Raw genomic sequence first — 25,286 nt, forward strand, 5'->3', positions numbered from 1 at the left:
ATCACAACCGCCCGACCAGATCCTTGCCGATGATGTCGGCTACGATTCCGGCGTCTTGCCACAGCGCCAGGTCCCCGTCCGCGGCGGTGGTCGCGACCTGGCGCAGACCCAGCTTGCGGGCCAGACCGAACAAAGCGGCCACGGTTGCGGTCCGCCGGTCCTGGTATCCGCTGGCCAGGAACCAGCCGATCCGGGCGGTGCCGGCTTCGACATTGATGCGCGACAAGGTGGCGCCGCCGATCACCCGTCCCGCGTCATCGACCACCGCGTGATAGCGGGCGGCGCGCGCCAGGCACCAATCGCGGGTGAAGGCCAGCACGTGCTCGGCGGTCTCTGGCGGCTGACCAGCCGGCACTTTCATGCCCGGGGGCAATCCGTCATCATGATTGAGAATGTCCGCCATGGCGGCGGCCAGCCGCAGGGAATCGGGCGAATCGGGGTCGGGGGCCAGACGGACCAGGGTCGGCATCGCTCACTCCGAAAGATGGAACTCCAGCCACCATTGTTCCACGGACCGGCGCTCGGGCGCCAGCACCGTGCCCAGTCCGCCGGTGAAATCCAGCCAGCGGGCCAGGTTGGCCAGGTCCAGCAGGGTCAGCAGCGGAATGCCCGCCGCCATCACCGCCAGCATCTCGGCGGCCAGGCCTTGACCGTGCGCCTCCAGCTTGCCGAAGCGGTTGACCACCACCAGATCGGCGCCGTGGGCGATGGCGGCGCGCAAGGTCTCGGACGCCTCGGCGACGCCTCGGGGATCGACCCGGCAGGATTTCGAGCCCGTCCCCAGATTCTGCAGGATGGGAAAGCTTTGACCGCTGGCCAGATCGACCAGCCGGCCGCCCGGCTTCTGGATCAGGCCCCGGACCGCCACGCCGCGCCCCGCCAATTCATGGGCGAACGACGCCAACAGCGCCGCCGCCCCCGGTCCCTGGCGGATGGCGGCGATGGGCGCATTCATGGCCCCGTCCCCTACAGGCCGCCGAAACGGGCGTAATAGCTGGGATGGGCCTCGGGCACCGGACCTTCGGCGGTTTCCAGCACCGCCATCAGGTGCTGTTCGGCCGGGGCCTGGACCAGGCGATAAAGATTGCGGCACAGCTGGCGGGCGGCGGTACCGGGCCAGTCGGCCCCCAACAATTCGTCGGGCAGCATCGGGTCGCGCAGCAGGGCCCGGCGATAGCCGTGCATCAGCAGCGTGCGCACCACGAAGCAGGTCTGCGGATCAAGGTCGGGATCGTCCTTCAACGACTGCCACACCGGCCGGAAGGTTTCCAGGAACTCGGTGTAATCGGCGGCCAGGCGGTCCAAGTCCCAGCACGAGCGGATGATGTCGCCCAGGCCTTCCGAGGCGGTCAAGGCCAAGGTTTCCGCCCGCATCACCACCGCATTGCGGGCCGCCGGCGAATCCGCCAGCAACAAGCGCAGCGCGGTTTCATCGGGATCGGGGTGGATCTTGATTCCGGGCGCCAACTGGCCGAAGCCCAGCCAGCCCAGGTCACGGCGCAGGGCCTCGCGGTCCTCGCCGGCCGGCACCGCGCCCGAGGTGATCACCAGGGTCCAGCGGCCGTCCCACGGCCGGGTCGATGGGCGATAGACCCGCTCGTGCGCCGCCTCGAAGCGGCGCCGGCCGCTCTCGGTCAGGCGATAATAGGATCGTCGGCCCAGCTGGCTGGACACCAGCCATTCTTCCTTCGACAGCCGGAACACCGAGGTCCGCACGATGCGCTCGTTCAAGCCCAGCGGCTCGACCAGGGAGATGACGCTGCCCAGCCAGGCATTGCCGCCGTGATGGGCGATGGCGTCGCCATAGACGGTAACGATCAGCGACTTCGCCTTCGGCTTCAGGCGGTCGAGCAATCGGGCGACGATGGCGGCTTGATCCTGGGTCATCAATAGGCCGGGTGGATGCGGGTCGGCGCACATCCTACCCACCGTTTCGCCCGGCGCAATCCCTCAAATTCCCGGCGGAATCGTCATTGCGATACAGAATGATTGACCAGAAGCGCCATTCTGTATTATATTTCACTCAATGGCGCGAACATGACGCCTGTGATAATGCGTCCGGGGAGGACGAAACGCCGTATTTCGTGGCGGTTACGCCGCGCCGGCCATACATCTCGGCTTCCCGATACGTTTTCGACTCGTCTCTTGGGTCAGCAGCAACAAGAAGTGCGAAACCCCATGCCGCATTGCGGCAGGAGTCATCGGATGAGCTTGAAGCAGAAAGCCGTGCCGGATTCGGTCACCTCGGTTCCGTCCTATTGCTATAATTGCGTCTCGGGGCCCGATCTGATGACCGTCCGGGTCGAGGATGGCGTCGCCACCGCCATCGCCCCCAACCACGACGCCATCGGCATCCACCCGGCGCACGGGCGCCCCTGCGTCAAGGCCTATGGCCTGGTGCAGAAGACCTATAACCCCGACCGCGTGACGACCCCGATGAGGCGGACCAACCCCAAGAAGGGCCGCCACGAGGATCCGGGGTTCGAGCCCATCTCGTGGGACGAGGCGCTGGACGCGGTGGCGGCCAAGCTTAAGGACATCGAGGCCACCGGCAAGCTGGACGAGAATTCCATGCCGCGCGTCGCCGCCACCTTCGGCCATGGCGGCACCCCGGCCAGCTATATGGGCACCTTTCCGGCCTTCCTGGCCGCCTGGGGCGCCATCGATTTCAGCTTCGGCTCGGGCCAGGGCGTCAAATGCGTCCATTCCGAACATCTGTACGGCGAGTTCTGGCATCGCGCCTTCACCGTCTGCGCCGACACCGTGCAGACCCGGCTGATCTTGTCGTTCGGCACCAATGTCGAGGTGTCGGGCGGCCCGTGCGCGGTGCGCCGCCATGCCGACGCCCGCATCCGCGGCATCAAGCGCATCCAGGTCGAGCCCCATCTGTCGCCGACCGGGGCCTGCTCGGCCGAATGGGTGCCGATCCGTCCCAAGACCGACGCCGCCTTCATGCTGGCGATGGTCCACGTGCTGCTGCACGAGGCCAGGCGCGACCAGCTGGACCTGACCTTCCTGCGTGACCGCACCGCCTCGCCCTATCTGGTCGGCCCCGACGGCTGGTACCTGCGCGATCTTGAAAGCGGCAAGCCGCTGGTGTGGGACGAGGTTTGCGAACGTGCGGTGCCCCACGACAGCCCCGGCATCCGCCCGGCGCTGGACGGCACCTTCGAGGTGCGAAACGTCATCGCCCACGGTCCCGACGACGAACGCATCGCTTACGACCACGTCGCCGCCCGCTCGGCCTTCCAGGTGATGGGCGACACCATGCGCCCCTATACCCCGGAATGGGCGGCCGAGGTGTGCGACGTGCCGGCCGGCACCATTCGCCACGTCGCCACCGAGTTCCTGGACAATGCCTGCATCGGCGAGACCATCGTGGTGGGCGGGCGCACCCTGCCCTTCCGCCCGGTGGCGATCACGCTGGGCAAGACCGTCAATAACGGCTGGGGCGCGTTTGAATGCTGCTGGGCGCGCACCATGCTGGCCTGCCTGGTCGGAGCCCTGGAAGTGCCCGGCGGCACCCTGGGGACCACGGTCCGGCTGAACCGCCCGCACGAGAACCGCCTGGCCTCGGTCAAGCCGGGCGAGGACGGCTTCATGGCCAACAAGCTGAACCCCACGGGCAAGGGGAAATGGGCCGACAAGCCGACCGGGCGTAACGCCCACAAGCCGCTGATCCCCATCGTCGGCGATTCGTCGTGGGCCCAGGCCCTGGGGCCGACCCACCTGGCCTGGATGTTCCTGAAGGACGCGCCGAAGGAATGGGCCAAGCCCAACCCGCCCGATCTGTGGTTCGCCTTCCGCACCAATCCGGCCATCTCGTTCTGGGACACCGACCAGATCATCGAGAACATGGCCAAGATGCCGTTCGTGGTGGCCTTCGCCTATACCATGGACGAAACCAACCACATGGCCGACATCTTGCTGCCCGACGCCACCGATCTGGAAAGCACCCAGATCATCCGCGTCGGCGGCACCAAGTTCGTCGAGCAGCATTGGGAACATGCCGGCATCATCCTGCGCCAGCCGGCGGTCGAACCGCAAGGGCAGGCCCGTGACTTCACCTGGATCACCACCGAGATCTGCCGCCGCGCCGGCCTGCTGGAGGCCTATAACACCGCCATCAACCGGGGCGCCGCCCTGGTTCCCCTGAAGCGCGAGCATTACGACTATTCCCTGCCCATCGATCAGGTGCACGACGTCGATACCATCTGGGACGCAGTGTGTAAGGCCGCGACCCACGAGCTGACCGACGGCGCCGACGTCAAGGATCTGGCCTGGCTGAAGACCCACGGCCTGTTCGTGGTGCCCTTCGAGAAGAAGGACTGGTACCTGCTGCCGACCATGGAAGACCAGGGCCTGCGCTTCGAGATGCCCTATCAGGAACGGCTGCTGAAGGCCGGCATCGAGCTGGGCCGGCGCCTGCACGAACACGACATCCATTGGTGGGACACCCAGCTCAAGGAATACCAGGCGCTGCCGACCTGGCACGACGTGCCGCACCATTGGCTGAAATCGACCCGCGACCTGGGCGGCCATCCCGACGATTACCCGTTCTGGGCGGTCACCACCAAATCGATGCCTTATACCACCGGCAATAATGCCGGCATCCCCTTGATGAACGAGGTGGCGCAGAACCTGCGCGGCCACGGCTCGGTGGTGATGAATGCCAAAGCCGCCAAGAAGCTGGGCATCAAGGCCGGCGACTGGGTCGAGGTGCGCTCGCCGATTTCCTTCACCCGAGGCAAGGCCGCCCTGGTCCAGGGCTGCCGCCCCGACACCATCGTCGTCCAGGGCCAGTACGCCCACTGGAAGACGCCTTACGCCAAGGACCTGAACTTCCCGTCGCTCAACAAGGTGATCCCGCTGTCGATGGAACTGACCGACGCCACCGGATCGGGCGCCGATCTGGTCCGGGTGTCGGTGACCAAGGTCGACGGCCCGCTGGCGGAGGACGCCCGATGATCAAGACCCGCATCGAGCGCCCCAGCCAGCCCCCCGCCTTTGGGCCCGAGCAGCCGGCCCCGACGCTGGCCTCGACCGATGTCGAGCGCTGGGCCGACGGCCGCCTGGAAGCCTGCCAGGATTGGGTGGCCGAAGAAGTGCCGGTCAGCCTGGAATATAACGGCCTCGCCCACGCGGTGATGCTGGCCAGCCCGGCCGATCTCGAGGATTTCGCCATCGGCTTCTCGCTGACCGAGGGGCTGGTCGATCACGTGCGCGACATCACCGACATCGCCATCGAGACCGTGGAGCGGGGCATCCGCGTCCGCCTGGACATTACCGGGCGCTGCTTCGCCCGACTGAAGGAACGCCGCCGGTCGCTGGCCGGACGCACCGGCTGCGGCCTGTGCGGCACCGACAGCCTGGATCAGGTGTTCCGTGACATCCGGCCGGTCGCCGCCGACACCTGTTTCCGGCCCGACCGGCTGGCGGTGGCGCTGAACCGGCTGGCCGCCCGTCAATCGCTGCAGGGCATGACCGGGGCGGCCCATGCCGCCGGCTGGATCGATGCCATGGGCCAATTGCACCATGTGCGCGAGGATGTCGGCCGCCACAACGCCCTGGACAAGCTGGCGGGTGCCTTGGCCCAGGCCGGGCAGGATGCCGGCCAGGGCGCCATGCTGGTCACCAGCCGCGCCAGCTATGAGATGGTGCAAAAGGCCGCCGCCTCGGGGTGCGGCATGCTGGTGGCGGTGTCGGCCCCCACCGCCCTGGCCATCCGCACCGCGCTCGAGCTGAACGTCACCCTTGTCGGCTTCGCCCGCCAGGGCCGCCACACCGTCTATTCCCACGCCTGGCGCCTGCCGGCTGAACGGGGAGAAATTCGATGACCCGCTATGTGATGGTCGCCGACCTGCGCCGGTGCGTCGGCTGCCAGACCTGCACCGCCGCCTGCAAGGAGAACAACGGCACTCCCGTCGGCGTGCAATGGCGCCGCGTGCTGGACATCGAGGCCGGCGAATATCCCGACGTCAGCCGCGTCTTCCTGCCGACGGGGTGCAATCACTGCGACAAGCCGCCCTGCATGGAGGTGTGTCCCTCGACCGCGACGGGCAAGCGGGCCGACGGCCTGGTCACCATCGATTACGACCTGTGCATCGGCTGTTCGTACTGCATCATGGCCTGCCCCTACGACGCCCGTTTCAAGGTCGAGGATCTGGCCTATTCCTATGGCGAGGCCAATGCCGCCGACCAGGCCCGCAGCAATCCGGCCGAGTTCGATGGCGTGGTGTCGAAATGCACCTTCTGCATCGACCGCATCGATGCCGGCCTGGCCAAGGGCCTGGTGCCCGGCCGCGACATGGAGGCGACGCCGGCCTGCGTCCAGGGCTGCATCTCGGGCGCGCTGCGCTTCGGCGATCTGCACGACCCCGACAGCGACGTCTCGCAGCTGATCAAGACCAACAAATATTTCCGCCAACACGAGGAAGAGGGCACCGGCCCCGGCTTCTATTATCTTTGGGACAAGGGGGCACCATGAAGCAGATGATCACCGCCAGGCTGCAGCGCTATTGGGATTTGCGCGCCGCGGCCAACTTCATCGGCGGCGGCACCGGCACCGGCTTGGTGGTCGCCTCGGGCCTGGGCTGGCTGTTGGGCCTGGACGTCACCATTCCGCTGCTGGCCGGCCTGGCCTTTGTCGGGCTGGGCCTGTCGATGGTGTGGCTGGAAATCGGCAAGCCATGGCGCGCGCTTCATGTGTTCTTCCATCCCCAGACCTCGTGGATGACCCGGGAAGGCATCCTGGCGGCGCCGCTGATGGCGGCGGGCGCCGGGTTCTGGTGGTTCGACCAGCCGCTGCTGCTGGCGGTGGCGGTGTTCTTCGCCATCGGCTTCGTCTATTGCCAGGCGCGAATCTTAAGGGCCGCCAAAGCCATTCCGGCCTGGTCGCATGTCCGCACCGTGCCGCTGATCTTGATGACGGCGGCGGCCGAGGGCACCGGCCTGTTCCTGGTGCTGGGCGAGCCGGCGCCGATGATGGTGTCGGCGGCCCTGGCCATGGCCATCGCCCGCGAGGCGGCGCGCGAGGCCTATCGCCAGGCCCTGAAGCGCGATCGTGCCCCCGAGGGCACGCTGGAATGGTTCGTTCGCCCCGAGGTCCGCGTGCTGCAGGCGATGCGCTGGGTGTCGATGGTGCTGTTGCTGGTGGGCGCCTTCGGCTCAGGCCCGGCGGCCATGGCCGGCGGTCTGCTGGCGGTGCTGACCGGCTGGGGCTTGAAGGTGATCATGGTCACCAAGGCGGCCTTCAACCGTGGCGCCCGGGTGCCGCGCACCCCGGTCCGCGGCCGCGATTCCAGCCGCCTGGTCCAGCCGCATTAGGGCACAGACGCAATCACACGGGGAACGCCATCTCGCCTCGCTCGTCATACCCGCGCTTGACGCGGGTATCCACGCGGTGCTGCCTGGCGCCCTGTTTCCAACGCCTTTCCTGCGGATTGACGTGGATGGCCGGGCCAAGCCCGGCCATGACGAGCGGGGGCGTCTGAGCGGGCCCGGCCACGGGCCGCATTCATGCAATTGACCGCGCTCAAGGTTGAGTAAGACGGGATCGGCGACATTCGGCCGGTCCCGTTTTTCGTTTCGAGGTACGGCAATGCGCGCGGTTGTGTTGGCTTTGATGGCGTCGTTGGCGGCGGGCGCGGCGGCGGCGCAAACCGCGCCGGCGCCGGTGACGCTTCCCGGCGGCAAGATCTGGAATTTCGACATCGATAACGGCCGCGAGATCATGCGCACCTGCGCCGCCTGCCACGGCGAGTATGGCGAGGGCGGCGGCGGCGGCGTCTATCCGCGCATTTCCGGCATGCATCCCGACTATCTGGCCGAACAGTTGCGCGCCTTCAAGACGCGCACGCGCGAAAACATCCCGATGTATCCCTATGCCAACGACCGCGAACTGCCGGAAAAGGACGTGCTGGACGTGTCGCACTATCTGGCGACCATCAAGCCGCCCAAGCATCCGCCGTCAGACGAGGTCAAGATGGACGCCTTCGAGCGCCTGAAGCTGGCCAAGCAGGCGGTGCAGATCCCGCGCGAGCCCGGTGACGTCGACAAGGGCCGCAAGCTTTACGAGGCCGATTGCCTGGAATGCCACGCCCGCGACGGCCAGGGCCGGGTGAAGAAGCCGCCCCTGGCCCAGCAGCACATGAAGTATCTGCAGGCCCAGATCACCTTGTTCCTGTCGAACATGCGCAAGCACGAGGATGTCGACGAACTGATCCGCCCCAAATCGGCCGAGGATTGGAAGAACATCTGGGCCCACATCTCGGTGCTTGACGATTAGGGCCAAGCCGCCACACTGGACCCCGAACGGAAAGGGGCCGGCTGATGCGTCGCATATTGTCGATCGGGGTGCTGGGACTGACTTTAGCGAGCTTGCCCGCCGGGGCGGCGGAAAAGCTGCAGGTGCCGCAATTGCCGGGCTGGAAGGTGATCGTCAGCCTAGCCGACCGCAACGGCGAAACCACCGAACTGATCCCCGGAAACGAAGCCGCCGAATCCTGGACCCGGCGCGCCACCATCCAGGCCTTTCGCGGCACGCCGCTGACGGCGCAGGCCTTCCTGGATACCGTGGTCACCAAGACCAGCCAGGTGTGCGAGCAGGCCTCGGCCGGGCCGTCCAGCTTAGGGATGGTCGGCGGCCGCGAGGCCGGCAGCCGCACCGTCGCCTGCGGCCGCTACAAGGGCGATGGGCGCGGCAGCATGACCCTTTACTTCGTGGTGCGGGGCAAGGACGCCTTTTACGTGGTCAGCCGGGCCTGGCGCGGCGAGCCGTTCGCCCAAGGCACCGTCCCGGTGTCGGCGGCCGAGTTGGCGGAATGGGTCGCCTATATGAACGCCGTCGATCTGTGCGATGCCAAGGACCCCAACCGGCCGTGCCGGTAAGTACAGTTCGTGAAAAAGTCCCTCGCTTCGCTCGGTGTACTTTTTCACGTTGATTCCATAAGGAGGAAAATAGGCTTGGGGCGGCCCTACGCCTATTTTCCGCATTTGTTGTTTTGTCAGGATTCCGACCCATTGGGTCGCAAGCCTGGCAAAACCGCAGCCGCCATGATGCGAGCTAGGCTCGCTTCATGGCGGGAAAACAACGGGAACCCGCGCGGAAAGCTTGCTTGAGCACGGGTTTGCCAACAAGAACCGGGGAAAAGTACACCGAGGCAAAGCCGAGGGACTTTTTCACGCCCCCCTAATCGTCACCCATCTTCAAGGCGGCCAGGAAGGCCGATTGCGGGATTTCGACCTTGCCGAACTGCCGCATGCGCTTCTTGCCTTCCTTCTGCTTGTCCAACAGCTTGCGCTTGCGGCTGACGTCGCCGCCATAGCACTTGGCCAGCACGTCCTTCCTGAGCGCGCTGATGGTCTCGCGCGCGACGATGCGGCCTCCGATCGCCGCCTGGATGGCGATCTGGAACATCTGGCGCGGAATCAGTTCCTTCAGCCGGGTGCAGATGGCACGGCCCCGGCTTTCGGCGTTGGCGCGGTGGACGATGAAGGCCAGGGCGTCGACCGGCTCGGCATTGACCAGGATCGAGGTCTTGACCAGATCGCTTTCGGTATAGCAATCCATCTCGTAATCGAAGCTGGCATAGCCGCGGCTGATGGACTTCAGGCGGTCGTAGAAGTCGAACACCACCTCGTTCAGCGGCAGCTTGTAGACCGCCATGGCGCGGTTGCCGGCATAGGTCAGGTCGATCTGCTGGCCGCGCCGTTCGGTGCACAATTGCAGGATCGAGCCCAGATAATCGTCGGGCACCATGATGGTGGCCTTGATCCACGGCTCTTCCACATGGTCGATGCGGCCGACATCGGGCATGTCGGCCGGATTGTGCAGATCCATCACCGTGCCGTCGGTCAGGAAGATCTTGTAGACCACGCTGGGCGCGGTGGTGATCAGGTCCAGATTGAACTCGCGCTCCAGGCGCTCCTGGATGATTTCCAGGTGCAGCAGGCCCAAGAAGCCGCAGCGGAAGCCGAAACCCAGCGCGGCCGAGGTCTCGGGCTCGTACTGGAAGCTGGCGTCGTTCAGGCGCAGCTTGCCCAAGGAATCGCGCAGATCCTCGTAATCGGCGGCGTCGATGGGGAACAGGCCGCACCACACCACCGGGATCGATGGCTTGAAGCCCGGAAGCGCCTCGGCGGCCGGCTTCTTGTCGTCGGTGATGGTGTCGCCGACCTTGGTGTCGGCCACCGCCTTGATGCCGGCGGTGATGAAGCCCATCTCGCCGGGGCGCAGGTCGCTGCAGCGGATCATCTTCGGCGTGAAATAGCCGACCTGATCGACTTCATAGGCAGCACCCGTCGCCATCATGCGGATCTTCTGGCCGCGCTTCAGAACGCCGTTCTTGATGCGCACCAGGATGATGACGCCCAGATAGGCGTCGTACCACGAATCCACCAGCAGGGCCTGCAAGGGCGCGTCGATCTCGCCCTCGGGGGCCGGCAGGCGCTTGACCAGGGCTTCCAGCACGTCGCCGATGCCCAAGCCCGACTTGGCCGAGATCATCACCGCTTCCGAGGCATCCAGGCCGATGACGTCCTCGATCTGCTGCTTGATGCGCTCGGGCTCGGCGGCGGGCAGGTCGATCTTGTTCAGGACCGGCACGATCTCGTGGCCGGCATCCAGGGCGTGATAGACGTTGGCCAGGGTCTGGGCCTCGACGCCTTGGGATGCATCGACCACCAGGATCGAGCCCTCGCAGGCGGCCAGCGAGCGGCTGACCTCATAGGCGAAATCGACGTGGCCGGGGGTGTCCATCAGGTTCAACTGATAGGTCTTGCCGTCGCTGGCGGTGTAATCCAGCCGCACCGTCTGGGCCTTGATGGTAATGCCGCGCTCGCGCTCGATATCCATCGAGTCCAGGATCTGTTCCTTCATCTCGCGCGCCTCGATGGCGCCGCAGGTCTGGATCAGACGGTCGGCCAGGGTCGACTTGCCGTGGTCGATATGGGCGATGATGGCGAAGTTGCGGATGTGCGAGAGCTTGGTCATGGGCGGGCGTTCGACAGCCTTTCAAGGGTTTGGGCGGGACCATAGTCTGTGCAGGGCGGTTTTGGAAGCCCGCGCATGCAGGTTGCGCGCTTTCGCGGCTGCCTCTTCCGGGGTAGGATCAGGGTATCAGGCCAAGGAGCGCGACCGATGCAGCCCGACGACACCGCCAAGACCGATCCGCACGTCACCCGGCGGCGCAACCGCATGGCCGGGCTGTGGGCGGCGGAGTTGCTGGGGCTGATCGGCCAGGCCGCCCAGGATTACGCCCACGACCTGGCGCACCGCCACGACGGCGCCCCCGACGACGAGCCGGTGGCCCGCCACCTTCTGTCCGATCTGAAGGGCAAGGTGTCCCTGCACGAGATCAAGGACAAGCTGGCCCATCTGGTGCAGGAAGCGAAGAAGCAGCTGCATCACGAGGGCGACAAGAAATAGCTGCCGTGCACGAAAAAACCCCCGCCGTTTCCGGCGGGGGTTTTCGTTATCACAGCTCGGAAGCCAGCTGCCACACCGCCGGCGACCGCCACAGGCGCGACTTCAGCAGCTCGCGCTCGTAGACGAACTCCTTCGGCAGGCGATCGAGGAACTTGTCGAACAGTTCCTCCTGGCTGCGCGCCTCGGCGACGCCATCCTCGCGCTCGATGGTCATCAGGTCGTGGAACTTGTCCTGGGCATAGTCCAGGCCGTTCCATTCGACGTCGTCATAGGTCGGCACGAAGCCGAACGGGCTTTCGACGCCCTGGGCATGGCCGTTGACGCGGTCGGTGATCCACTTCAGCACGCGCATGTTGTCGCCGTAGCCCGGCCACATGAACTTGCCGTCCGGACCCTTGCGGAACCAGTTGACGCGGAAGATCGGCGGCGGGTTCGAGACCTTGCGGCCCATTTCCAGCCAATGGGTGAAATAATCCGCCATGTTGTAGCCGCAGAACGGCAGCATGGCGAAGGGGTCGCGGCGGATGGCGGCCTGGCCGACGGCGGCGGCGGTGGCCTCGGAACCCATGGTGGCGGCCAGATAGACGCCGTGGGTCCAGTTGAACGACTGATAGACCAGCGGCATGGTCTTCGACAGGCGACCGCCGAAGATGAAGGCCGAGATCGGCACGCCGGCCGGATTTTCCCAATCGGGATCGACCGACGGGCACTGGCTGACCGGAGCGGTGAAGCGGGCATTGGGATGCGCCGCCGGCTCGGTCGAGTCAGGGGTCCAGTCGCGACCCTTCCAGTCGATCAGATGGGCCGGCTTGTCCTTGGTCATGCCTTCCCACCACACGTCGCCATCGTCGGTGAGTGCGACGTTGGTGAAGATCGAGTTGGCGGCGCAGGCGGCCATGGCATTGGCGTTGGTGTCGGCACCGGTGCCGGGCGCCACGCCGAAGAAGCCGGCTTCCGGGTTGATGGCGTAGAACTTGCCGTCCGCACCGGGCTTGATCCAGGCGATGTCGTCACCGACGGTCCAGATCTTCCAGCCGTCGAAGCCCTTGGGGGGCTGCAGCATGGCGAAGTTGGTCTTGCCGCAGGCCGACGGGAAGGCGGCGGCGACATAGGTCTTCTCGCCCTGGGGGTTCTCGACGCCGACGATCAGCATGTGCTCGGCCAGCCAGCCCTCGTCACGGCCCATGGTCGAGGCGATGCGCAGCGCGAAGCACTTCTTGCCCAACAGCGCGTTGCCGCCGTAACCCGAGCCATAGGACCAGATCGCCCGCTCTTCCGGGAAATGGCTGATGGTGATGTTCTCGGGGTTGCACGGCCAAACCACGTCCTTGGCACCATCGGCCAAGGGCGCGCCGACCGAGTGCAGGCACTTGACGAAGTGGCCGTCCTTGCCCAGCAGCTCCAGCACCGCCTGGCCCATGCGGGTCATGATGCGCATGTTGACGACCGCATAGGCCGAATCGGTGATCTGCACGCCGATATGGGCGATGTTCGACCCCAGCGGCCCCATCGAGAACGGCACCACATACATGGTGCGGCCCTTCATGCAGCCGTCATACAGCTTGCCCATCCGTTCCTTCATCTCGGCGGGCGCGACCCAATTGTTGGTCGGACCGGCCTCGGCCTTGGTGGCCGAGCAGATGAAGGTGCGGTCCTCGACACGGGCGACGTCGCGCGGGTCGGACCGGCACAGATACGAATTGGGACGCTTGGCGTCGTTCAGCCGAATCATCGTTCCGGCTTCGACCATCTGCCCGCACAGCGCGTCGTACTCCGCCTGGGAACCGTCGCAGATATGGATGCTGTCCGGCTTGCACAGCCGGGCCATTTCGTCGATCCAGGCCAGCAAGCTGGCATTGATCGTGGTTCCGCCGGGAATACCGTGTTTGCTCATGATCACCTATCTCCATCCCTTATAGATGGAGGCCGTACCGCGCTGGCCGGTGTCCGCCCGAGAGCGGGCCTGGTCGGTGGGATGACCCCCGAAACGGGCGCCTTACATCGCGCCTTTAGCCCCGAAGAGGACGCGAAGATAGCGATAAGGCGTGTCAGGGGCAATGAGAATGCTGTATCGGATGCCCGCCAATTTAGCGGGGCAGGCGTTCCCACCCGGCAAGGGTCGCTTGAAGGGCCTGCTCGCGGGTGGCCACGGGACGCTCGAAAGCCAGGCGGACAAAGGATTCCCCGCGTCTCAGGTCGGCCCCGTCGATGTCGGTTCCCACCACCTGCCAGCCATCCGCCAGTGTGGGGGCTTCGCATCCCGCCACAGCCGTCGCCTGGTCCGGGTCCAACCCGAACGGGGCGTCGAACCACACCGCCCGGCCGAAGCCGCCGACGAAGTGGACCCGCTCGGGCACCACCCGCCACAGGCCGAAATCGGCGAAGCCGGCGTAAAGCGCCGCGCCGGGATGCAGGGCCAGGAAGCGGGCGCGGTCCTGCGGGTCGGCGCTGGGCTGGGCCCGGCCGATCAGAGTGACGCGCGGCCCGGTCTGCGGATTGGCCAGCCCGTCGGTGCCGTCGAACAACAAGGACACCCTGGAATCGGCCAGGATATTGCGGGTGTGGTCGGACAGACCCGACAGCAGCAGCAAGGGCGCCAGCATTGGGTCGACCGCCACGGTCACCAGCGAGCAATAGGGCGCGCCGCCCATCAATGTGCCCAGCGCAGCCTTGCGGCCGGCCCGCACCACCCGGCGCAAGGCCAGGCGGTTGTCGGCGGGCAGTTGACCTTCGTCATTCACCGGGTCTTTGATCATCGGGCATCACTGGCAGACTTGTTTTGGACGAAGGGGATCATCGCAGATGAACGCATTCAAGGGAACCGTGCTGGCCCTGGCCGCCCTGCTGGCCTCGGGCCCGGCGCTGGCCGGCGACGCCAAGGTCGGCGACATCGTGATCAAGAGCGCCTGGGCCCGGGCGACGCCGCCGAAGGCTCCGGCCGGCGGCGCCTATCTGACCATCGTCAACAATGGGGCCGGGGCCGACAATCTGATCGGCGCCAAGGCCGACATTTCCAAGACCGCCGAGCTGCACACCCACATGGCGCAAGGCGACACCATGCGGATGATCGCGCTGTCCAGCGTCGAAATCCCCGCCGGCCGCACCATCGAGTTCGCCCCCGGCGGTCTGCACGTCATGCTGATCGGCCTGAAGGCGCCGCTGAAGGAAGGGGCCACCCTGCCGCTGGAACTGGAATTCGCCCAGGCCGGCAAGGTCACCGTGGAGGCCGAGATCAAGCCAATCGGCTCGATGGGCCCGGGCTCGATGGGAATGGGCACGATGCCGATGCAGCACGACCCCGCCATGCACGAAAGCCACATGAAGGACCCCGACCACCGCAAGATGCACGAATCCATGCATCCGCCGGGGAAATAGGATCACGCCCCCTTCCCGGTGGGGAAGGGGGCGCAAGACCGGATGCGGCGGTGGGGGCAGGGGGGTGCCGCGATCCGGCCCGTCTCAATGAAGCCGGCCGGATTCCAGCATGCCGTGCAGGAAGGCCAGGTGGTCGGCGACCATCACCGCATCGGGCTGGCCGGCATGGCCATGCATCATCGCACGGCGCGTCAGCAGCAGGTCGCGGGCGGGACAGGCCCCCAGGGTGGCGGCCAGATCCTCGATCAATTGCGCCGCCTGGGCGAACAAGGCGTCCGGCTCGGTGTCGAACCATCCCTCGGCGCGCAAGGATTCGTAGCTGTCGCTCAGCGTCCGTTCGACATCGCCAGAGGCGAGAGAAGATTTCATGGGCCACTCCTTTGCGAGTGATACTTGGAATGATTCGACTGTAACGCCCTAACACGAACAGCGTTCGTGCCGTGAGTGAGCACATCAACAACAGCCTATGACCAAAGTATGAATGACCTCAGCGGGCCAGGCCTTCAAGCAGGGCCAGTCCGTCGGCGCGCTTGCGCGGCAGCGGCGCGTCGGCGGCCAGCAGGCCGAGCGCGCGGGCCTTCAGCCCCAGTTCCAGCAGGAAGGGCGGCTTGAGGTGGGCAGCGGCCAGCGCCTGGTGGTCGGCCAGCACGGCTTCGGCCTCGCCCTGGCGGACCACCCGGCCGGCGGCGAACAAGGCGACGTCGTCGGCCCAGCTCCAGGCCAGATCGACGTCGTGGGTGGTGAAGACCAAGGTGGTGCCGCCCTGGCACAGCCGATCCAGCGCCGCCAGCAGATGCACCGTGCCGAACGGGTCCAGGCCGGCGCTGGGTTCGTCCAGCAAAAGGATGTCGGGCCGCATCGCCACCGCGCCGGCGATGGCGGCGCGCTTCTTCTGGCCGAACGACAGCATGTGCGGCGGCCGGTCGGCCAGCTCGGCGATGCGCAGGGAGTCCAGCGCTTCGGCGACGCGGGCGGCGACGACCGATTCGTCCAGTCCCAGGTTCAGCGGCCCGAACGAGACGTCCTCGGCCACAGTGCCGGCGAACAATTGATCGTCGGGGTCCTGCAGCACCAGGCCGACGCGGCGGCGCCACAGCGCCCGCTGGGCGCGGCCATGGGCCATGGCGGCCCCGTCCAGGCGCACCTGGCCGGATTTGGGTTCCAGGGTTCCGTTCAGATGCAGCAGCAGCGTCGTCTTGCCGGCGCCGTTGGGGCCCAGGATGGCGAGGCGCCGGCCCCGGCGCACGGCCAGGTCCAGCCCGGCCAGGGCCGGGGCGCCGCCGGGATAGGCGTAATGAAGGCCGCAGGCTTCCAGGATCACCATGCCAGGCCCAACCCGGCGATAGACACCAGCAAGATCGCGGCACGGGCCAGTCCCCAGACCGAGACCGGCCGGCGGGGCGACAAGGTCCGCAACGACCCGTCGAAGCCACGCGCCGCCAGGCCGATTTCCTGGCGATGCGCGCGGTCCAGCGCCCTGGGCAGCAGCGAGGCCGCCAACAGCCCGGCCGAGCGGATGCGCCGACGCCAGCCGACCGTGCCCAGCCGGGCGGCCTGGACGGCGTGCATGGTCTGGGCGGTGTCTTGCAAGATGAAGATGAAGCGATAGATCGCCAGCGCCACCTCGGCCAATTCCGGGGCCAGACCCAGCCGCCTCAGGCCGTCGATCAGGGCCGGCGTGGACGTGGTCGCCGCCAACAGTAACAGGGCCGCCACCGCCGCCAGGGCGCGCAGCGCCACCGCCAGTCCGGCCCGACCGCCATCGGCGGCCAGATGCAGGCCCGCGGAATCGATCTCGACCGCCAGCGCCATGGTTCCGGTGGCGATGAAGGCGGCCGGCGGGGCCAGCAGGGCCAGCCAGTCGGCCGGGCCGACGCCCGAGCGCCAGGCCAGCAGGCTGGCCGCCGCCAGCACCGCCAGGGCGCCGGGAAAAGGCGGCAGGGCCAGCGCCAGGCCCATCAGGCCCAGCGCCGTCACCGCCTTCTCGCTCAGGGATTTGTCTTTCCAGCGGCTGGCGGCGGCCAGCCGGTCGGTGCGAATCATTTCCGGCGCCGACCGTGCAGCCGCCCCAGCACATAGCCCAACAGCCCCGCCCCCGCCGCCGCCTGCAGGGCGAACAACAGGCTTTCGATCTCTTTGCTGGGCGGCGTCCAGATGTTCGAGAACCACGGGCGGTAACCCGATTCCTCGATCAAGGCCTGGGCCTGGCCGTCGGCGCCGCCATAGCTGCCCTCGATCCCCAGGATCAAGGGCGCCGCCACCACCAGGATCGCCGCTCCCAGCAGCACGATGTTCTGTCGCGCCATGGTCATGCCCGGACCTCGGCCACCAGGGCGCGCTGGTTCAGCGCATTCATCACCACCACCGTCAGCAGGCCCTCGGCCACCGCCAGGGGCAGCTGGGTCACGGCGAAGATGCCGGCGAACTTGGCCAACGCGCCGGCGAAACCGCTGGCGGCGTCGGGAAAGGCCAAGGCCAGCTGGGCCGAGGTCACCACATAGGTCCCCAGATCGCCCAGCATGGCGGCCAGGAACACCGCCACCGACGGCCCCAAGCCGATCTTGCCGGCCGCCTTCCACACCGCCCAGGCGATCCACGGCCCGGCCACCGCCATCGAGAAGACATTGGCCCCCAGGGTGGTCAGGCCGCCATGGGCCAGCAGCAGGGCCTGGAACAGCAGCACCACGGTCCCGATGATGGTGGTGGCGGCCGGCCCCACCGCCAGCGCGCCCAGGCCGGTGCCGGTGGGATGCGAGCACGAACCGGTGACGCTGGGCAGCTTCAGGGCCGACAGCACGAAGGCGAAGGCGCCGGCGGCGCCGAAGGTCAGCCGCAATTCGGGCCGTTCGACCAGAATCCGCTTCAGGCGCACCGCGCCGACGGCGACGAAGGGCGCCGAAACGGCCGTCCACGCCAGGGCATGCCCGGCGGGAAGGAATCCTTCCATGATATGCATCTATCCACCTCTTGGTCCGCGAACAGCGAACACACCGCCCCGACTTGGGACATCACCGTTCCAGGACACCCCGCCCGGAAGGTCGTGCGTACGCGGGTTCGACGGCAGGTCTCCTGGCTCGCGGGTCAAGGGTTCCGGCATAGCCTTCCCGACCTTGGAAACGTTCGCCGGTGGATATCCTGGCAAACGGGTCAGTGGCAATCGCGAACGGCCGGAACCTCTCCGCCTACAGTTGCGGGGGCAGCGCCGGAATCGCACCGGCTTCCCATCTTCACCCCCGTCACCCTTGCGGACTTCGGGGGAACCGTCTGGGCGGACTATAATTTCGCCACATTGGGGAAGTCAATTTCGCTTTCGCCCCGGGCCGGTTTGCGCGACCCTGAGGCCGGCGAACCTTCGTGGGGAGTTTTCTTTCGTGGGCCATACCATCGTGCTGGTCGATGACGACCGCAATATCCTGACCTCGGTGTCGATCGCCCTGGAATCCGAGGGCTACAAGGTCCGCGCCTATACCGACGGCGCCGAGGCGCTGCGCGGCCTGACCAGCCAGCCGGCCGACCTGGCGGTGCTGGACATCAAGATGCCGCGCATGGACGGCATGGAATTGCTGCAACGGCTGCGCAAGAACTCGGCCATCCCGGTGATCTTCCTGACCTCGAAGGACGACGAGGTGGACGAGCTGATGGGCCTGCGCATGGGGGCCGACGATTACATCAAGAAGCCGTTCTCGCAGAAGCTGCTGATCGAACGCATCCGCGCCCTGCTGCGCCGCCTGGACATGGCCGCCGAGGAAGGCGACGGGCCGGCGGCCGGCGCCATCACCCGGGGCGAACTGGTGCTGGACCCCGGCCGGCATGTCTGCGTGTGGAAGGGCGCCAAGGTCGACCTGACCGTCACCGAGTTCCTGCTGGTCAAGGCCCTGGCCCAGCGGCCCGGCCACGTCAAGAACCGCGACCAATTGATCGATGCCGCCTACGGCGAATCGATCTATGTCGATGACCGCACCATCGACAGCCACATCAAGCGGGTCCGCAAGAAATTCCGCGAGGTCGACGATTCCTTCGCCCATATCGAAACCCTGTACGGCGTCGGCTATCGTTACCGTGAAGACTGAACCGGTCAGGCGCCGGGGCCGCTGGCGGCCGCTGGCCTCGCCGCTGACGCGGCGCATCCTGGCGGTCAACCTGATCGCCCCGGTGCTGCTGGTGGCCGGGCTGATGTTCCTGGACCGCTACAAGCAGGCGCTGATCGAGTCCGAACTGGCGGGCCTGGCCACCCAGGCCGAGATGGTGGCCGGTGCCGTCGGCGAAAGCGCGGTGGCCGAACAAAGCCTGGGCTTCCTGGAAATCAACGCCGAGCTGGCCCAATTGATGGTCCGCCGTCTGGCGCAGCCGGCCCAGGTGCGCGCGCGCCTGTTCGACGCCGTCGGCGACCTGGCCGCCGATTCGCAATTCGTGCTGTCGGCCAAGGGCAACATCCAGATCGAGGACCTCGACCCGCCGCCGCCGCCCGGCTTCTGGTCCGACCTGGCCGCCCGCTGGGACCGCCTGTCCCACTGGATGCCGGCCGACCCCGACCTGCCGGTCCATGTCGAGCGGCTGGACAGCCGGGGCGACCAGTTCCCGGAAGTGGTCGCCGCCCTGGCCGGCGAGACCGGCACCGCCATCCGCTCGTCGCCCGAGGGCGGCATCGTCTTGTCGGTGGCGGTCCCGGTCAGCCGCTACAAGCAGGTGGTCGGCGCCTTGATGGTCACCCATGACGGCCGCGCCGTCGCCCATGGCCTGTTCCAGGTCCGCCTGGCCATCGCCCAGGTGTTCATCGTCACCCTGGCGGTCACCGTCGGCCTGTCTTTCTTCCTGGCCGGCACCATCGCCCGGCCGGTGCGCCGCCTGGCCATGGCCGCCCATCAGGTCCGCCGCGGCCAGGGCCGGCGCGCCCGCATCCCCGATTTGTCGGCCCGGGGCGACGAAATCGGCGAATTGTCGCTGGCCCTGAAGGAAATGACCGCCGCGCTGTGGACCCGCATGGACGCCATCGAACGCTTCGCCGCCGACGTCTCGCACGAGATCAAGAATCCGCTGACCAGCGTGCGCTCGGCGGTCGAGACGGCGGCCCGCATCAGCGACCCGGACAAGCAAAAGCGCCTGCTGGAAATCATCCGCGACGATGTCGAGCGGCTGAACCGGCTGATCACCGACATTTCCGACGCCTCGCGCGTCGATGCCGAAATGAGCCGCGCCGAGATGGAGCCGGTGCCGCTGGCCACCCTGCTGGCCACCCTGGCCCAGGTCTATCAGGACACCGGCGCCGAGGGCGCGCCCGGCCTGCTGGTGACCCTGCCGGACTCCGATCCCCTGACGGTGGCCGGCATCGACGGCCGTCTGGTTCAGGTGCTGCGCAACCTGATCGGCAACGCCTTGTCGTTCAGCCCAATCGGCGGCACCATCCGCCTGTCGGGCTGGCGCGACGACGGCGTGATCCACATCGCCGTCGAGGATGACGGCCCCGGCATCCCCGAGGGCAAGCTGGACGCCATCTTCGGCCGCTTCTACACCGAGCGGCCGGCCGGCGAGAAGTTCGGCACCCATTCCGGCCTGGGCCTATCCATCAGCAAGCAGATCATCGATGCCCACCAGGGCCGCATCCACGCGGAAAATCGCACCGATGCCGACGGCCGGGTGATCGGCGCGCGCTTCGTGGTGACGCTGCCGGCCCATTGACTCGCGGCCCGTGGCGACCGCACAAAAGGTTCAACCGGAAATAGTTGCGCCTTTCATTCTCTTTCGATAGGATTTGCGAATCGCCATTGTTTGGCCGCAGGTTCGATTCATAGCGCTGGGGTTGGCATGTCGGAAATCCAGGTTCGCCGTATGAGTATCCGGCGCTACACAACAGGCACCCCAGGGACCACCATCCCCGCCGCCGGAGGCGGAGAGAGTGGCCCCCATCCGCGCGCACTTACCGCAACGGAAGCAGGCGATCTGGATGTGATCGATGCGACCCTGGCCCATAGCGCCAAAAAGCTGCGGACCCTTAGCCGGGACGATGCCTTGGCTCGCCTTCGTACTCGCACGGGACGGGGCGCCGTCAAGGAATAGCTGGGAATGCCCTTGCTGAAACGTGACCTTGATGCGCTCCGAATTGCAGCCATTGCGAACAAGGACTTCATCGATCTCTCGGTAAACGATCTTCGCCTTGGCATCATGATCCAAGACGTTGCCGACCTTGATGGCTGGGAAAGATCATTGGCATTCCTGGCATCCGTTTGGTTGCGCGCTCCTTTCGAGGCTAAAGGCATCGACGTGGTCGTGACCAACTACTGCATGATGCTGCGTGGGATCGCCGCACTGTCCCTGCCGATTGATGACGACCGCTGCCGGCGTTGCCGCGATGGCGCTGAATGTCCGAAGGGCAATCTTTGCATGAGCAGTCTCATTGCCAACCGCATCGAGGCCGCCAAGCGAATGACGAAGGAAAATGTCAGCGCCCTGACCTCGGGCCATAACCACAGCCTCGGAGCCCGCACCCTACTGGTGGATGAGCGTATCACCAGGTACCGCGAATACGCCAGGGACCGGCTGCGCCGCAGGTTCTAGCCGATTGACTCGCGACGGCGCCGCGATCACCCTTCCCCCATGCAACTGGTCCACGCCACCACGGTCGAGATCGACGGCCATGCCGTCTTGCTGCGCGCGCCCTCGGGCGGCGGCAAGTCCGATCTGGCGCTTCGGCTGATCGATGCCGGCGCGGTGCTGGTGGCCGACGACCAGACCGCCCTGACCGCCCAGGACGGGCGCCTGTTCGCCAGCCCGCCCGACACCATCGCCGGCCTGTTCGAGGTGCGCGGCCTGGGCGTGGTTCGCCTGCCCCATTGCCCACGCGCGCCGCTGGCCCTGGTGGTCGATCTGGTGGCGCCGGACCAGGTTGAACGCCACCCCGAGCCGGCAACCGCCGGTTTCCTGGGCCTGGCCGTCCCACGTGTGGCGCTGGCCCCGTTCGAGGCCTCGGCGGCCGCCAAGGTTCGCCTTGCGATGCTGGGCGCGCTGCGAGATATAATGGTGCGGTGATGAGCCCAGCCACCGCAGCCACCTCCCCCGATTCCCCTGCGCCTTGCGCGCCCGCCGGTCGCGTGGTGATCGTCACCGGCCTGTCGGGCGCCGGCAAGACCTCGGCCCTGAAGGTGCTCGAGGATCTGGGCTTCGAGGCGGTCGACAACCTGCCGGTGATGCTGCTGTCCAGCCTGGTCCGCCGCGACGGCCCGGCCCGGCCGCTGGCGGTGGGCATCGATATCCGCACCCGCGATTTCGGCGTCGAGCCGGTGCTGCACGAAATCGACCGCCTGATGGCCGAAGCCGGCCAGGATGTCCGCCTGCTGTTCCTCGATTGCGACGACGAAGTGCTGAGGCGCCGCTTCACCGAGACCCGCAGGCGCCATCCGCTGGCCGCCGACCGGCCGCTGATCGACGGCATCCGCCACGAACGCACCCTGGTCAGCCCGCTGAAAAGCCGCGCCGCCGTGGTGTTCGACACCTCGAACCTGGCGCCGGGCGAATTCAAGCAGGTGCTGTCGGCCCATTTCGGCCAGGCCTCGACCCAGGGCTTGCTGGTGTTCGTCACCTCGTTCGCCTATCGCGAAGGCCTGCCGCGCGAGGCCGATCTGGTGTTCGACGCCCGCTTCCTGGCCAATCCGCACTACCAGCCCGATCTGAAGCCCTTGACCGGACGCGATCCGGGCGTGGCCGAATTCGTGTCGAACGACCCCGCTTTCGCGGTTTTTTTCGACTCTTTGACCGGTTTGCTGGCTCCACTGTTGCCCCGCTTCGCTGCCGAGGGTAAGAGCTATCTGACCATTGCCGTCGGCTGCACCGGCGGACGCCACCGTTCGGTCTTCATCGCCGAGCGGCTGGCCCAGTGGCTGGCCGGCCGCAACGTTCGGGTCGAGCTTCGCCACCGCGAATTGTTGGCAGCCGGGACATGACAAGGGGTTGGAGATGATCGGACTGGTACTTGTGACCCACGGGAAGCTGGCCGACGAGCTTGTCGCCGCCATGGAACACGTGGTCGGGCCGCAGCCAAACGTTGCCGCCGTCTGCATCGGCCCGGACGACGACATGGAGCGGCGCCGCAACGACATCATGGAATCGGTCGCCCGCTGCGATGACGGGACCGGCGTGGTGGTGCTGACCGACATGTTCGGCGGCACGCCGTCGAACCTGGCCATTTCCATCATGGACAAGGCCAAGATCGAGGTCATCGCCGGAGTCAACCTGCCGATGCTGATCAAGCTGGCCAGCGTGCGCCATTCCGAGCCGCTGGGCGACGCCGTCGCCTCGGCCCAGGAAGCCGGCCGCAAATACATCAACGTCGCCTCGAAACTTCTGAGCCAGGGGTCCCGATGAGCGCGGCCGACACCGAAGTCCGGCGCACCGCCACCATCTGCAACCGCCGTGGGCTGCATGCCCGCGCGGCGGCCAAGTTCGTCAAGCTGGTTGCCACCTTCGACGCCCAGGTCCATGTCGCCCATCGCGGCACCGAGGTCTCGGGCATGTCGATCATGGGGCTGATGATGCTGGCCGCCGCTCCCGGCTGCTCGATCGAGATGCGGGCCTCGGGTCCCGATGCCGGGCCGGCGCTCGACGCCATCTGCACCCTGATCGACCAGAAGTTCGACGAAGAGGACTGATCCTCACCCCTGGCCCGAGGATTTTGGATGCCCCACGCCGCCGCCCCTGCCCGCGAAATAGTGCTGACCGGCATGGCGGTCAGCCGGGGCATCGCCATCGGCACCGTCTATCGCCACGATTCCGACCATGTCGCGGTGGCCGAGACCCGGATTCCCGCCTCGCGCCTGGCCGCCGAGAAGAAGCGCTTCGCCGCCGCCGTCGAGACGGCGCAGGGCCAGGTCGCCCAGATGCGCGCCAAGGCCGAGGGACTGGACGGCGCCGCCGCCGAGGAACTGGGTTACCTGCTGGATGCCTATCAGCAGATGCTGCACGGCTCGCGCCTGGTCCGGGGCGTCGAGGGCCGCATCGAGTCCGAGCGCATCAATGCCGAGGCCGCCGTCCAGCACGAGATCGATTCCATCGCCCACGTCTTCGAGGCCATGGAGGATTCCTATCTGTCCGGCCGCGCCGCCGACGTGCGCGACCTGGGCCGGCGCCTGATCCGCAACCTGATCGGCCGCGACTGGAAGCCGTTCCAGACCCTGCCGAAGAATAGCGTCATCCTGGGCGAGGAACTGACCCCGGCCGATACCGCGCTGCTGGACCCCAAGGTGGTGGCCGGCATCGCCACCCAACTGGGCGGCGCCGAAAGCCATACCGCCATCATGGCCCGCTCGCTGGGCCTGCCGGCGGTGCTGGGCGTCGCCGAACTGATGCGCCATGCCCGCAGCGGCGACGTGGTGGTGATCGACGGCCGCAACGGCCGGGTGGTGTTGAACCCGTCGGACGATCTGCTGGACGCCTATCGCAAGATGCGCGCCGACTTCCTGCGCACCCGCCGCCAACTGTCGCGCCTGAAGGATTTGCCGGCGACCACCCGCGACGGCCAGCGGGTCCAACTGGAAGCCAATATCGAACTGCCTGGCGAAGTGGCCTCGGCCCTGGCCGCCGGGGCCGAGGGCATCGGCCTGTTGCGCTCGGAATTCCTGTTCATGAACCGCGACGACGTGCCGGACGAGGACGAACAGTTCGCCGCCTACCAGGCGGTGATCCAGGGCATGGGCGGACGCGAGGTCACCATCCGCACCCTGGATGTCGGCGGCGACAAGCTGGCGCACGGACTGGGCGTCAATCCCGGCCCCAACCCGTCCTTGGGCCTGCGCGCCGTGCGGCTGTCGCTGGCCCGGCCCGAACTGCTGGAAGCGCAACTGGCGGCGATCCTGCGGGCTTCGGCCTTCGGGCGGGTGCGTATCCTGGTGCCGATGGTCGCCACCGTCGAGGAGATCCAGGCGGTGCGAGCCACCCTGGAAAAGGTGGTCCGCCGCCTGAAGCGGGCCGGCGTGGCGATGGCCGACCCGCTGCCGCCGCTGGGCGTGATGATCGAGGTGCCGGGCGCGGCGCTGGGGGCCGACGCGCTGGCCTTCAATTCCGATTTCTTCTCGATCGGCACCAACGACCTGACCCAGTACACCCTGGCCATCGACCGCGCCGATGAAGCGGTCGCCAGCCTTTACAACCCGCTGCATCCGGCGGTGCTGCGGCTGATCCAGTTCACCACCGAAGCCGCCAAACGCGCCCGGATCCCGGTGGCGGTGTGCGGCGAGGTGGCGGGCGATCCGCGCTATACCGCCTTGCTGCTGGGCTTGGGCATCCGCGACCTGTCGATGTCGGCCACCAACATCGCCGTGGTCAAGCAGCGCGTGCGCGGACTGGACCTTTCGGCCGCCAGCCGCATGGCCCGCCTGGTGATGGAACAAAGCGACGCCGCCCGCATCGCCGGCCTGGTGGACGGGTTCTCGTCCGCCGACGGAGCGGCCGACCGGGCCTCGGCCGCCCTCATGCCGACATAAAGATATCTTTATAT

The 25,286-nt window shown here is 67.2% G+C and carries 27 protein-coding genes and 1 riboswitch; of the genes, 16 read left to right on the forward strand and 11 right to left on the reverse strand.

All coding sequences use genetic code 11. From position 1 onward, the window contains the following. Position 1: 1 nt before the first annotated feature. Genes MTBLM5_RS17570 through paaX form a run of 3 tightly spaced genes read right to left on the reverse strand, consistent with a single transcriptional unit; the run spans position 2 to position 1,887 of the window. The gene (locus MTBLM5_RS17570) at positions 2 to 469 is read right to left on the reverse strand and encodes a GNAT family N-acetyltransferase (RefSeq protein ID WP_173977343.1); all 468 of its coding nucleotides are present in this window, start codon (positions 467 to 469) and stop codon (positions 2 to 4) included. A 3-nt stretch (positions 470 to 472) separates the two neighbouring features. After that, on the reverse strand, positions 473 to 955 hold the full coding sequence (locus MTBLM5_RS17575; RefSeq protein ID WP_173977344.1) for a DUF2478 domain-containing protein: 483 nt from the start codon (positions 953 to 955) through the stop codon (positions 473 to 475). An 11-nt stretch (positions 956 to 966) separates the two neighbouring features. After that, a complete protein-coding gene (paaX, locus tag MTBLM5_RS17580) occupies positions 967 to 1,887 on the reverse strand; it encodes a phenylacetic acid degradation operon negative regulatory protein PaaX (protein WP_173977345.1) in 921 nt (306 codons plus the stop codon). 318 nt (positions 1,888 to 2,205) lie between these two features. Between paaX and MTBLM5_RS17585 the strand changes: the two genes are divergently transcribed. The 6 genes from MTBLM5_RS17585 (at position 2,206) to MTBLM5_RS17610 (ending at position 8,889) form a co-directional block, all read left to right on the forward strand. Beyond that, positions 2,206 to 4,968: a molybdopterin-dependent oxidoreductase gene (locus tag MTBLM5_RS17585; RefSeq protein WP_173977346.1), complete on the forward strand. Its 2,763-nt coding sequence runs from the start codon at positions 2,206 to 2,208 to the stop codon at positions 4,966 to 4,968. Then, complete coding sequence (gene fdhD, locus MTBLM5_RS17590; protein ID WP_173977347.1) at positions 4,965 to 5,837, forward strand: formate dehydrogenase accessory sulfurtransferase FdhD; 873 nt, start codon at positions 4,965 to 4,967, stop codon at positions 5,835 to 5,837. The genes MTBLM5_RS17585 and fdhD overlap by 4 nt, the downstream gene beginning before the upstream one ends. Then, positions 5,834 to 6,487 (forward strand): 4Fe-4S dicluster domain-containing protein, encoded by a 654-nt coding sequence (locus MTBLM5_RS17595; protein ID WP_173977348.1) that lies wholly within the window; start codon positions 5,834 to 5,836, stop codon positions 6,485 to 6,487. Before fdhD ends, MTBLM5_RS17595 begins: the two co-directional genes overlap by 4 nt. Continuing rightward, the gene (locus MTBLM5_RS17600) at positions 6,484 to 7,326 is read left to right on the forward strand and encodes a dimethyl sulfoxide reductase anchor subunit (RefSeq protein ID WP_173977349.1); all 843 of its coding nucleotides are present in this window, start codon (positions 6,484 to 6,486) and stop codon (positions 7,324 to 7,326) included. The genes MTBLM5_RS17595 and MTBLM5_RS17600 overlap by 4 nt, the downstream gene beginning before the upstream one ends. A 274-nt stretch (positions 7,327 to 7,600) precedes the next feature. After that, positions 7,601 to 8,287 carry a c-type cytochrome gene (locus MTBLM5_RS17605; RefSeq protein WP_173977350.1) on the forward strand — a complete coding sequence of 229 codons (687 nt, stop codon included), beginning with the start codon at positions 7,601 to 7,603 and terminating at the stop codon, positions 8,285 to 8,287. Positions 8,288 to 8,331: 44 nt separating this feature from the next. Next, positions 8,332 to 8,889, forward strand: coding sequence for a hypothetical protein (locus tag MTBLM5_RS17610; protein ID WP_173977351.1), 558 nt, complete (start codon positions 8,332 to 8,334; stop codon positions 8,887 to 8,889). A 301-nt stretch (positions 8,890 to 9,190) separates the two neighbouring features. On the opposite strand, the gene lepA is transcribed toward MTBLM5_RS17610, so the two are convergent. Next, a complete protein-coding gene (gene lepA / locus MTBLM5_RS17615; protein ID WP_173977352.1) occupies positions 9,191 to 10,993 on the reverse strand; it encodes a translation elongation factor 4 in 1,803 nt (600 codons plus the stop codon). 147 nt (positions 10,994 to 11,140) lie between these two features. On the opposite strand from lepA, the gene MTBLM5_RS17620 reads away from it, so the two are divergent. Continuing rightward, positions 11,141 to 11,428: an ATPase inhibitor subunit zeta gene (locus MTBLM5_RS17620; RefSeq protein WP_173977353.1), complete on the forward strand. Its 288-nt coding sequence runs from the start codon at positions 11,141 to 11,143 to the stop codon at positions 11,426 to 11,428. Between the two features lie 49 nt (positions 11,429 to 11,477). Here the strand turns inward: MTBLM5_RS17620 and MTBLM5_RS17625 are convergent, their stop codons facing one another. Together MTBLM5_RS17625 and MTBLM5_RS17630 are read right to left on the reverse strand one after the other, a co-directional pair. Then, positions 11,478 to 13,322 (reverse strand): phosphoenolpyruvate carboxykinase (GTP), encoded by a 1,845-nt coding sequence (locus MTBLM5_RS17625; protein WP_173977354.1) that lies wholly within the window; start codon positions 13,320 to 13,322, stop codon positions 11,478 to 11,480. 193 nt (positions 13,323 to 13,515) lie between these two features. Next, on the reverse strand, positions 13,516 to 14,184 hold the full coding sequence (locus tag MTBLM5_RS17630; RefSeq protein ID WP_173977355.1) for a HugZ family protein: 669 nt from the start codon (positions 14,182 to 14,184) through the stop codon (positions 13,516 to 13,518). Between the two features lie 46 nt (positions 14,185 to 14,230). Here MTBLM5_RS17630 and MTBLM5_RS17635 point away from each other — a divergent pair, with 46 nt between their 5' ends. Beyond that, a complete protein-coding gene (locus MTBLM5_RS17635; protein ID WP_173977356.1) occupies positions 14,231 to 14,803 on the forward strand; it encodes a copper chaperone PCu(A)C in 573 nt (190 codons plus the stop codon). An 84-nt stretch (positions 14,804 to 14,887) separates the two neighbouring features. Here the strand turns inward: MTBLM5_RS17635 and MTBLM5_RS17640 are convergent, their stop codons facing one another. The 5 genes from MTBLM5_RS17640 to MTBLM5_RS17660 all read right to left on the reverse strand — a co-directional run bounded on the left by MTBLM5_RS17640 (position 14,888) and on the right by MTBLM5_RS17660 (position 17,750). Further along, a complete protein-coding gene (locus MTBLM5_RS17640) occupies positions 14,888 to 15,172 on the reverse strand; it encodes a hypothetical protein (protein ID WP_173977357.1) in 285 nt (94 codons plus the stop codon). Positions 15,173 to 15,290: 118 nt separating this feature from the next. Next, complete coding sequence (locus MTBLM5_RS17645; RefSeq protein ID WP_173977358.1) at positions 15,291 to 16,127, reverse strand: energy-coupling factor ABC transporter ATP-binding protein; 837 nt, start codon at positions 16,125 to 16,127, stop codon at positions 15,291 to 15,293. Beyond that, positions 16,121 to 16,846: a cobalt ECF transporter T component CbiQ gene (gene cbiQ / locus MTBLM5_RS17650; RefSeq protein WP_173977359.1), complete on the reverse strand. Its 726-nt coding sequence runs from the start codon at positions 16,844 to 16,846 to the stop codon at positions 16,121 to 16,123. The genes MTBLM5_RS17645 and cbiQ overlap by 7 nt, the downstream gene beginning before the upstream one ends. Next, positions 16,843 to 17,115: an energy-coupling factor ABC transporter substrate-binding protein gene (locus tag MTBLM5_RS17655; RefSeq protein WP_173977360.1), complete on the reverse strand. Its 273-nt coding sequence runs from the start codon at positions 17,113 to 17,115 to the stop codon at positions 16,843 to 16,845. Before MTBLM5_RS17655 ends, cbiQ begins: the two co-directional genes overlap by 4 nt. After that, positions 17,112 to 17,750 carry an energy-coupling factor ABC transporter permease gene (locus MTBLM5_RS17660; RefSeq protein ID WP_254431118.1) on the reverse strand — a complete coding sequence of 213 codons (639 nt, stop codon included), beginning with the start codon at positions 17,748 to 17,750 and terminating at the stop codon, positions 17,112 to 17,114. Before MTBLM5_RS17660 ends, MTBLM5_RS17655 begins: the two co-directional genes overlap by 4 nt. 94 nt (positions 17,751 to 17,844) lie before the next feature. Next, positions 17,845 to 18,083: riboswitch (cobalamin riboswitch) on the reverse strand. Between the two features lie 91 nt (positions 18,084 to 18,174). On the opposite strand from MTBLM5_RS17660, the gene MTBLM5_RS17665 reads away from it, so the two are divergent. The 8 genes from MTBLM5_RS17665 (at position 18,175) to ptsP (ending at position 25,272) form a co-directional block, all read left to right on the forward strand. Then, complete coding sequence (locus tag MTBLM5_RS17665) at positions 18,175 to 18,873, forward strand: response regulator transcription factor (RefSeq protein ID WP_173977362.1); 699 nt, start codon at positions 18,175 to 18,177, stop codon at positions 18,871 to 18,873. Continuing rightward, a complete protein-coding gene (locus MTBLM5_RS17670) occupies positions 18,863 to 20,479 on the forward strand; it encodes a stimulus-sensing domain-containing protein (RefSeq protein WP_254431119.1) in 1,617 nt (538 codons plus the stop codon). The genes MTBLM5_RS17665 and MTBLM5_RS17670 overlap by 11 nt, the downstream gene beginning before the upstream one ends. Positions 20,480 to 20,863: 384 nt before the next feature. Beyond that, positions 20,864 to 21,355, forward strand: a complete 492-nt coding sequence (locus MTBLM5_RS17675; protein WP_173977364.1) for a hypothetical protein — start codon at positions 20,864 to 20,866, stop codon at positions 21,353 to 21,355. A gap of 39 nt (positions 21,356 to 21,394) precedes the next feature. Beyond that, on the forward strand, positions 21,395 to 21,826 hold the full coding sequence (locus MTBLM5_RS17680; RefSeq protein WP_173977365.1) for an HPr kinase/phosphorylase: 432 nt from the start codon (positions 21,395 to 21,397) through the stop codon (positions 21,824 to 21,826). Next, the gene (gene rapZ / locus MTBLM5_RS17685; protein ID WP_173977366.1) at positions 21,826 to 22,737 is read left to right on the forward strand and encodes an RNase adapter RapZ; all 912 of its coding nucleotides are present in this window, start codon (positions 21,826 to 21,828) and stop codon (positions 22,735 to 22,737) included. The genes MTBLM5_RS17680 and rapZ overlap by 1 nt, the downstream gene beginning before the upstream one ends. A gap of 13 nt (positions 22,738 to 22,750) precedes the next feature. Further along, positions 22,751 to 23,158 carry a PTS sugar transporter subunit IIA gene (locus tag MTBLM5_RS17690; RefSeq protein WP_173977367.1) on the forward strand — a complete coding sequence of 136 codons (408 nt, stop codon included), beginning with the start codon at positions 22,751 to 22,753 and terminating at the stop codon, positions 23,156 to 23,158. Beyond that, entirely contained in the window at positions 23,155 to 23,442 is a 288-nt protein-coding gene (locus MTBLM5_RS17695; RefSeq protein WP_173977368.1) for an HPr family phosphocarrier protein, read from the forward strand. Before MTBLM5_RS17690 ends, MTBLM5_RS17695 begins: the two co-directional genes overlap by 4 nt. A 27-nt stretch (positions 23,443 to 23,469) precedes the next feature. Continuing rightward, on the forward strand, positions 23,470 to 25,272 hold the full coding sequence (ptsP, locus tag MTBLM5_RS17700; RefSeq protein WP_173977369.1) for a phosphoenolpyruvate--protein phosphotransferase: 1,803 nt from the start codon (positions 23,470 to 23,472) through the stop codon (positions 25,270 to 25,272). The last annotated feature ends 14 nt before the right edge of the window (positions 25,273 to 25,286 follow it).

The organism is Magnetospirillum sp. LM-5, from assembly GCF_902729445.1.
In the GTDB taxonomy this organism is placed as follows: Bacteria; Pseudomonadota; Alphaproteobacteria; order Rhodospirillales; family Magnetospirillaceae; genus Magnetospirillum.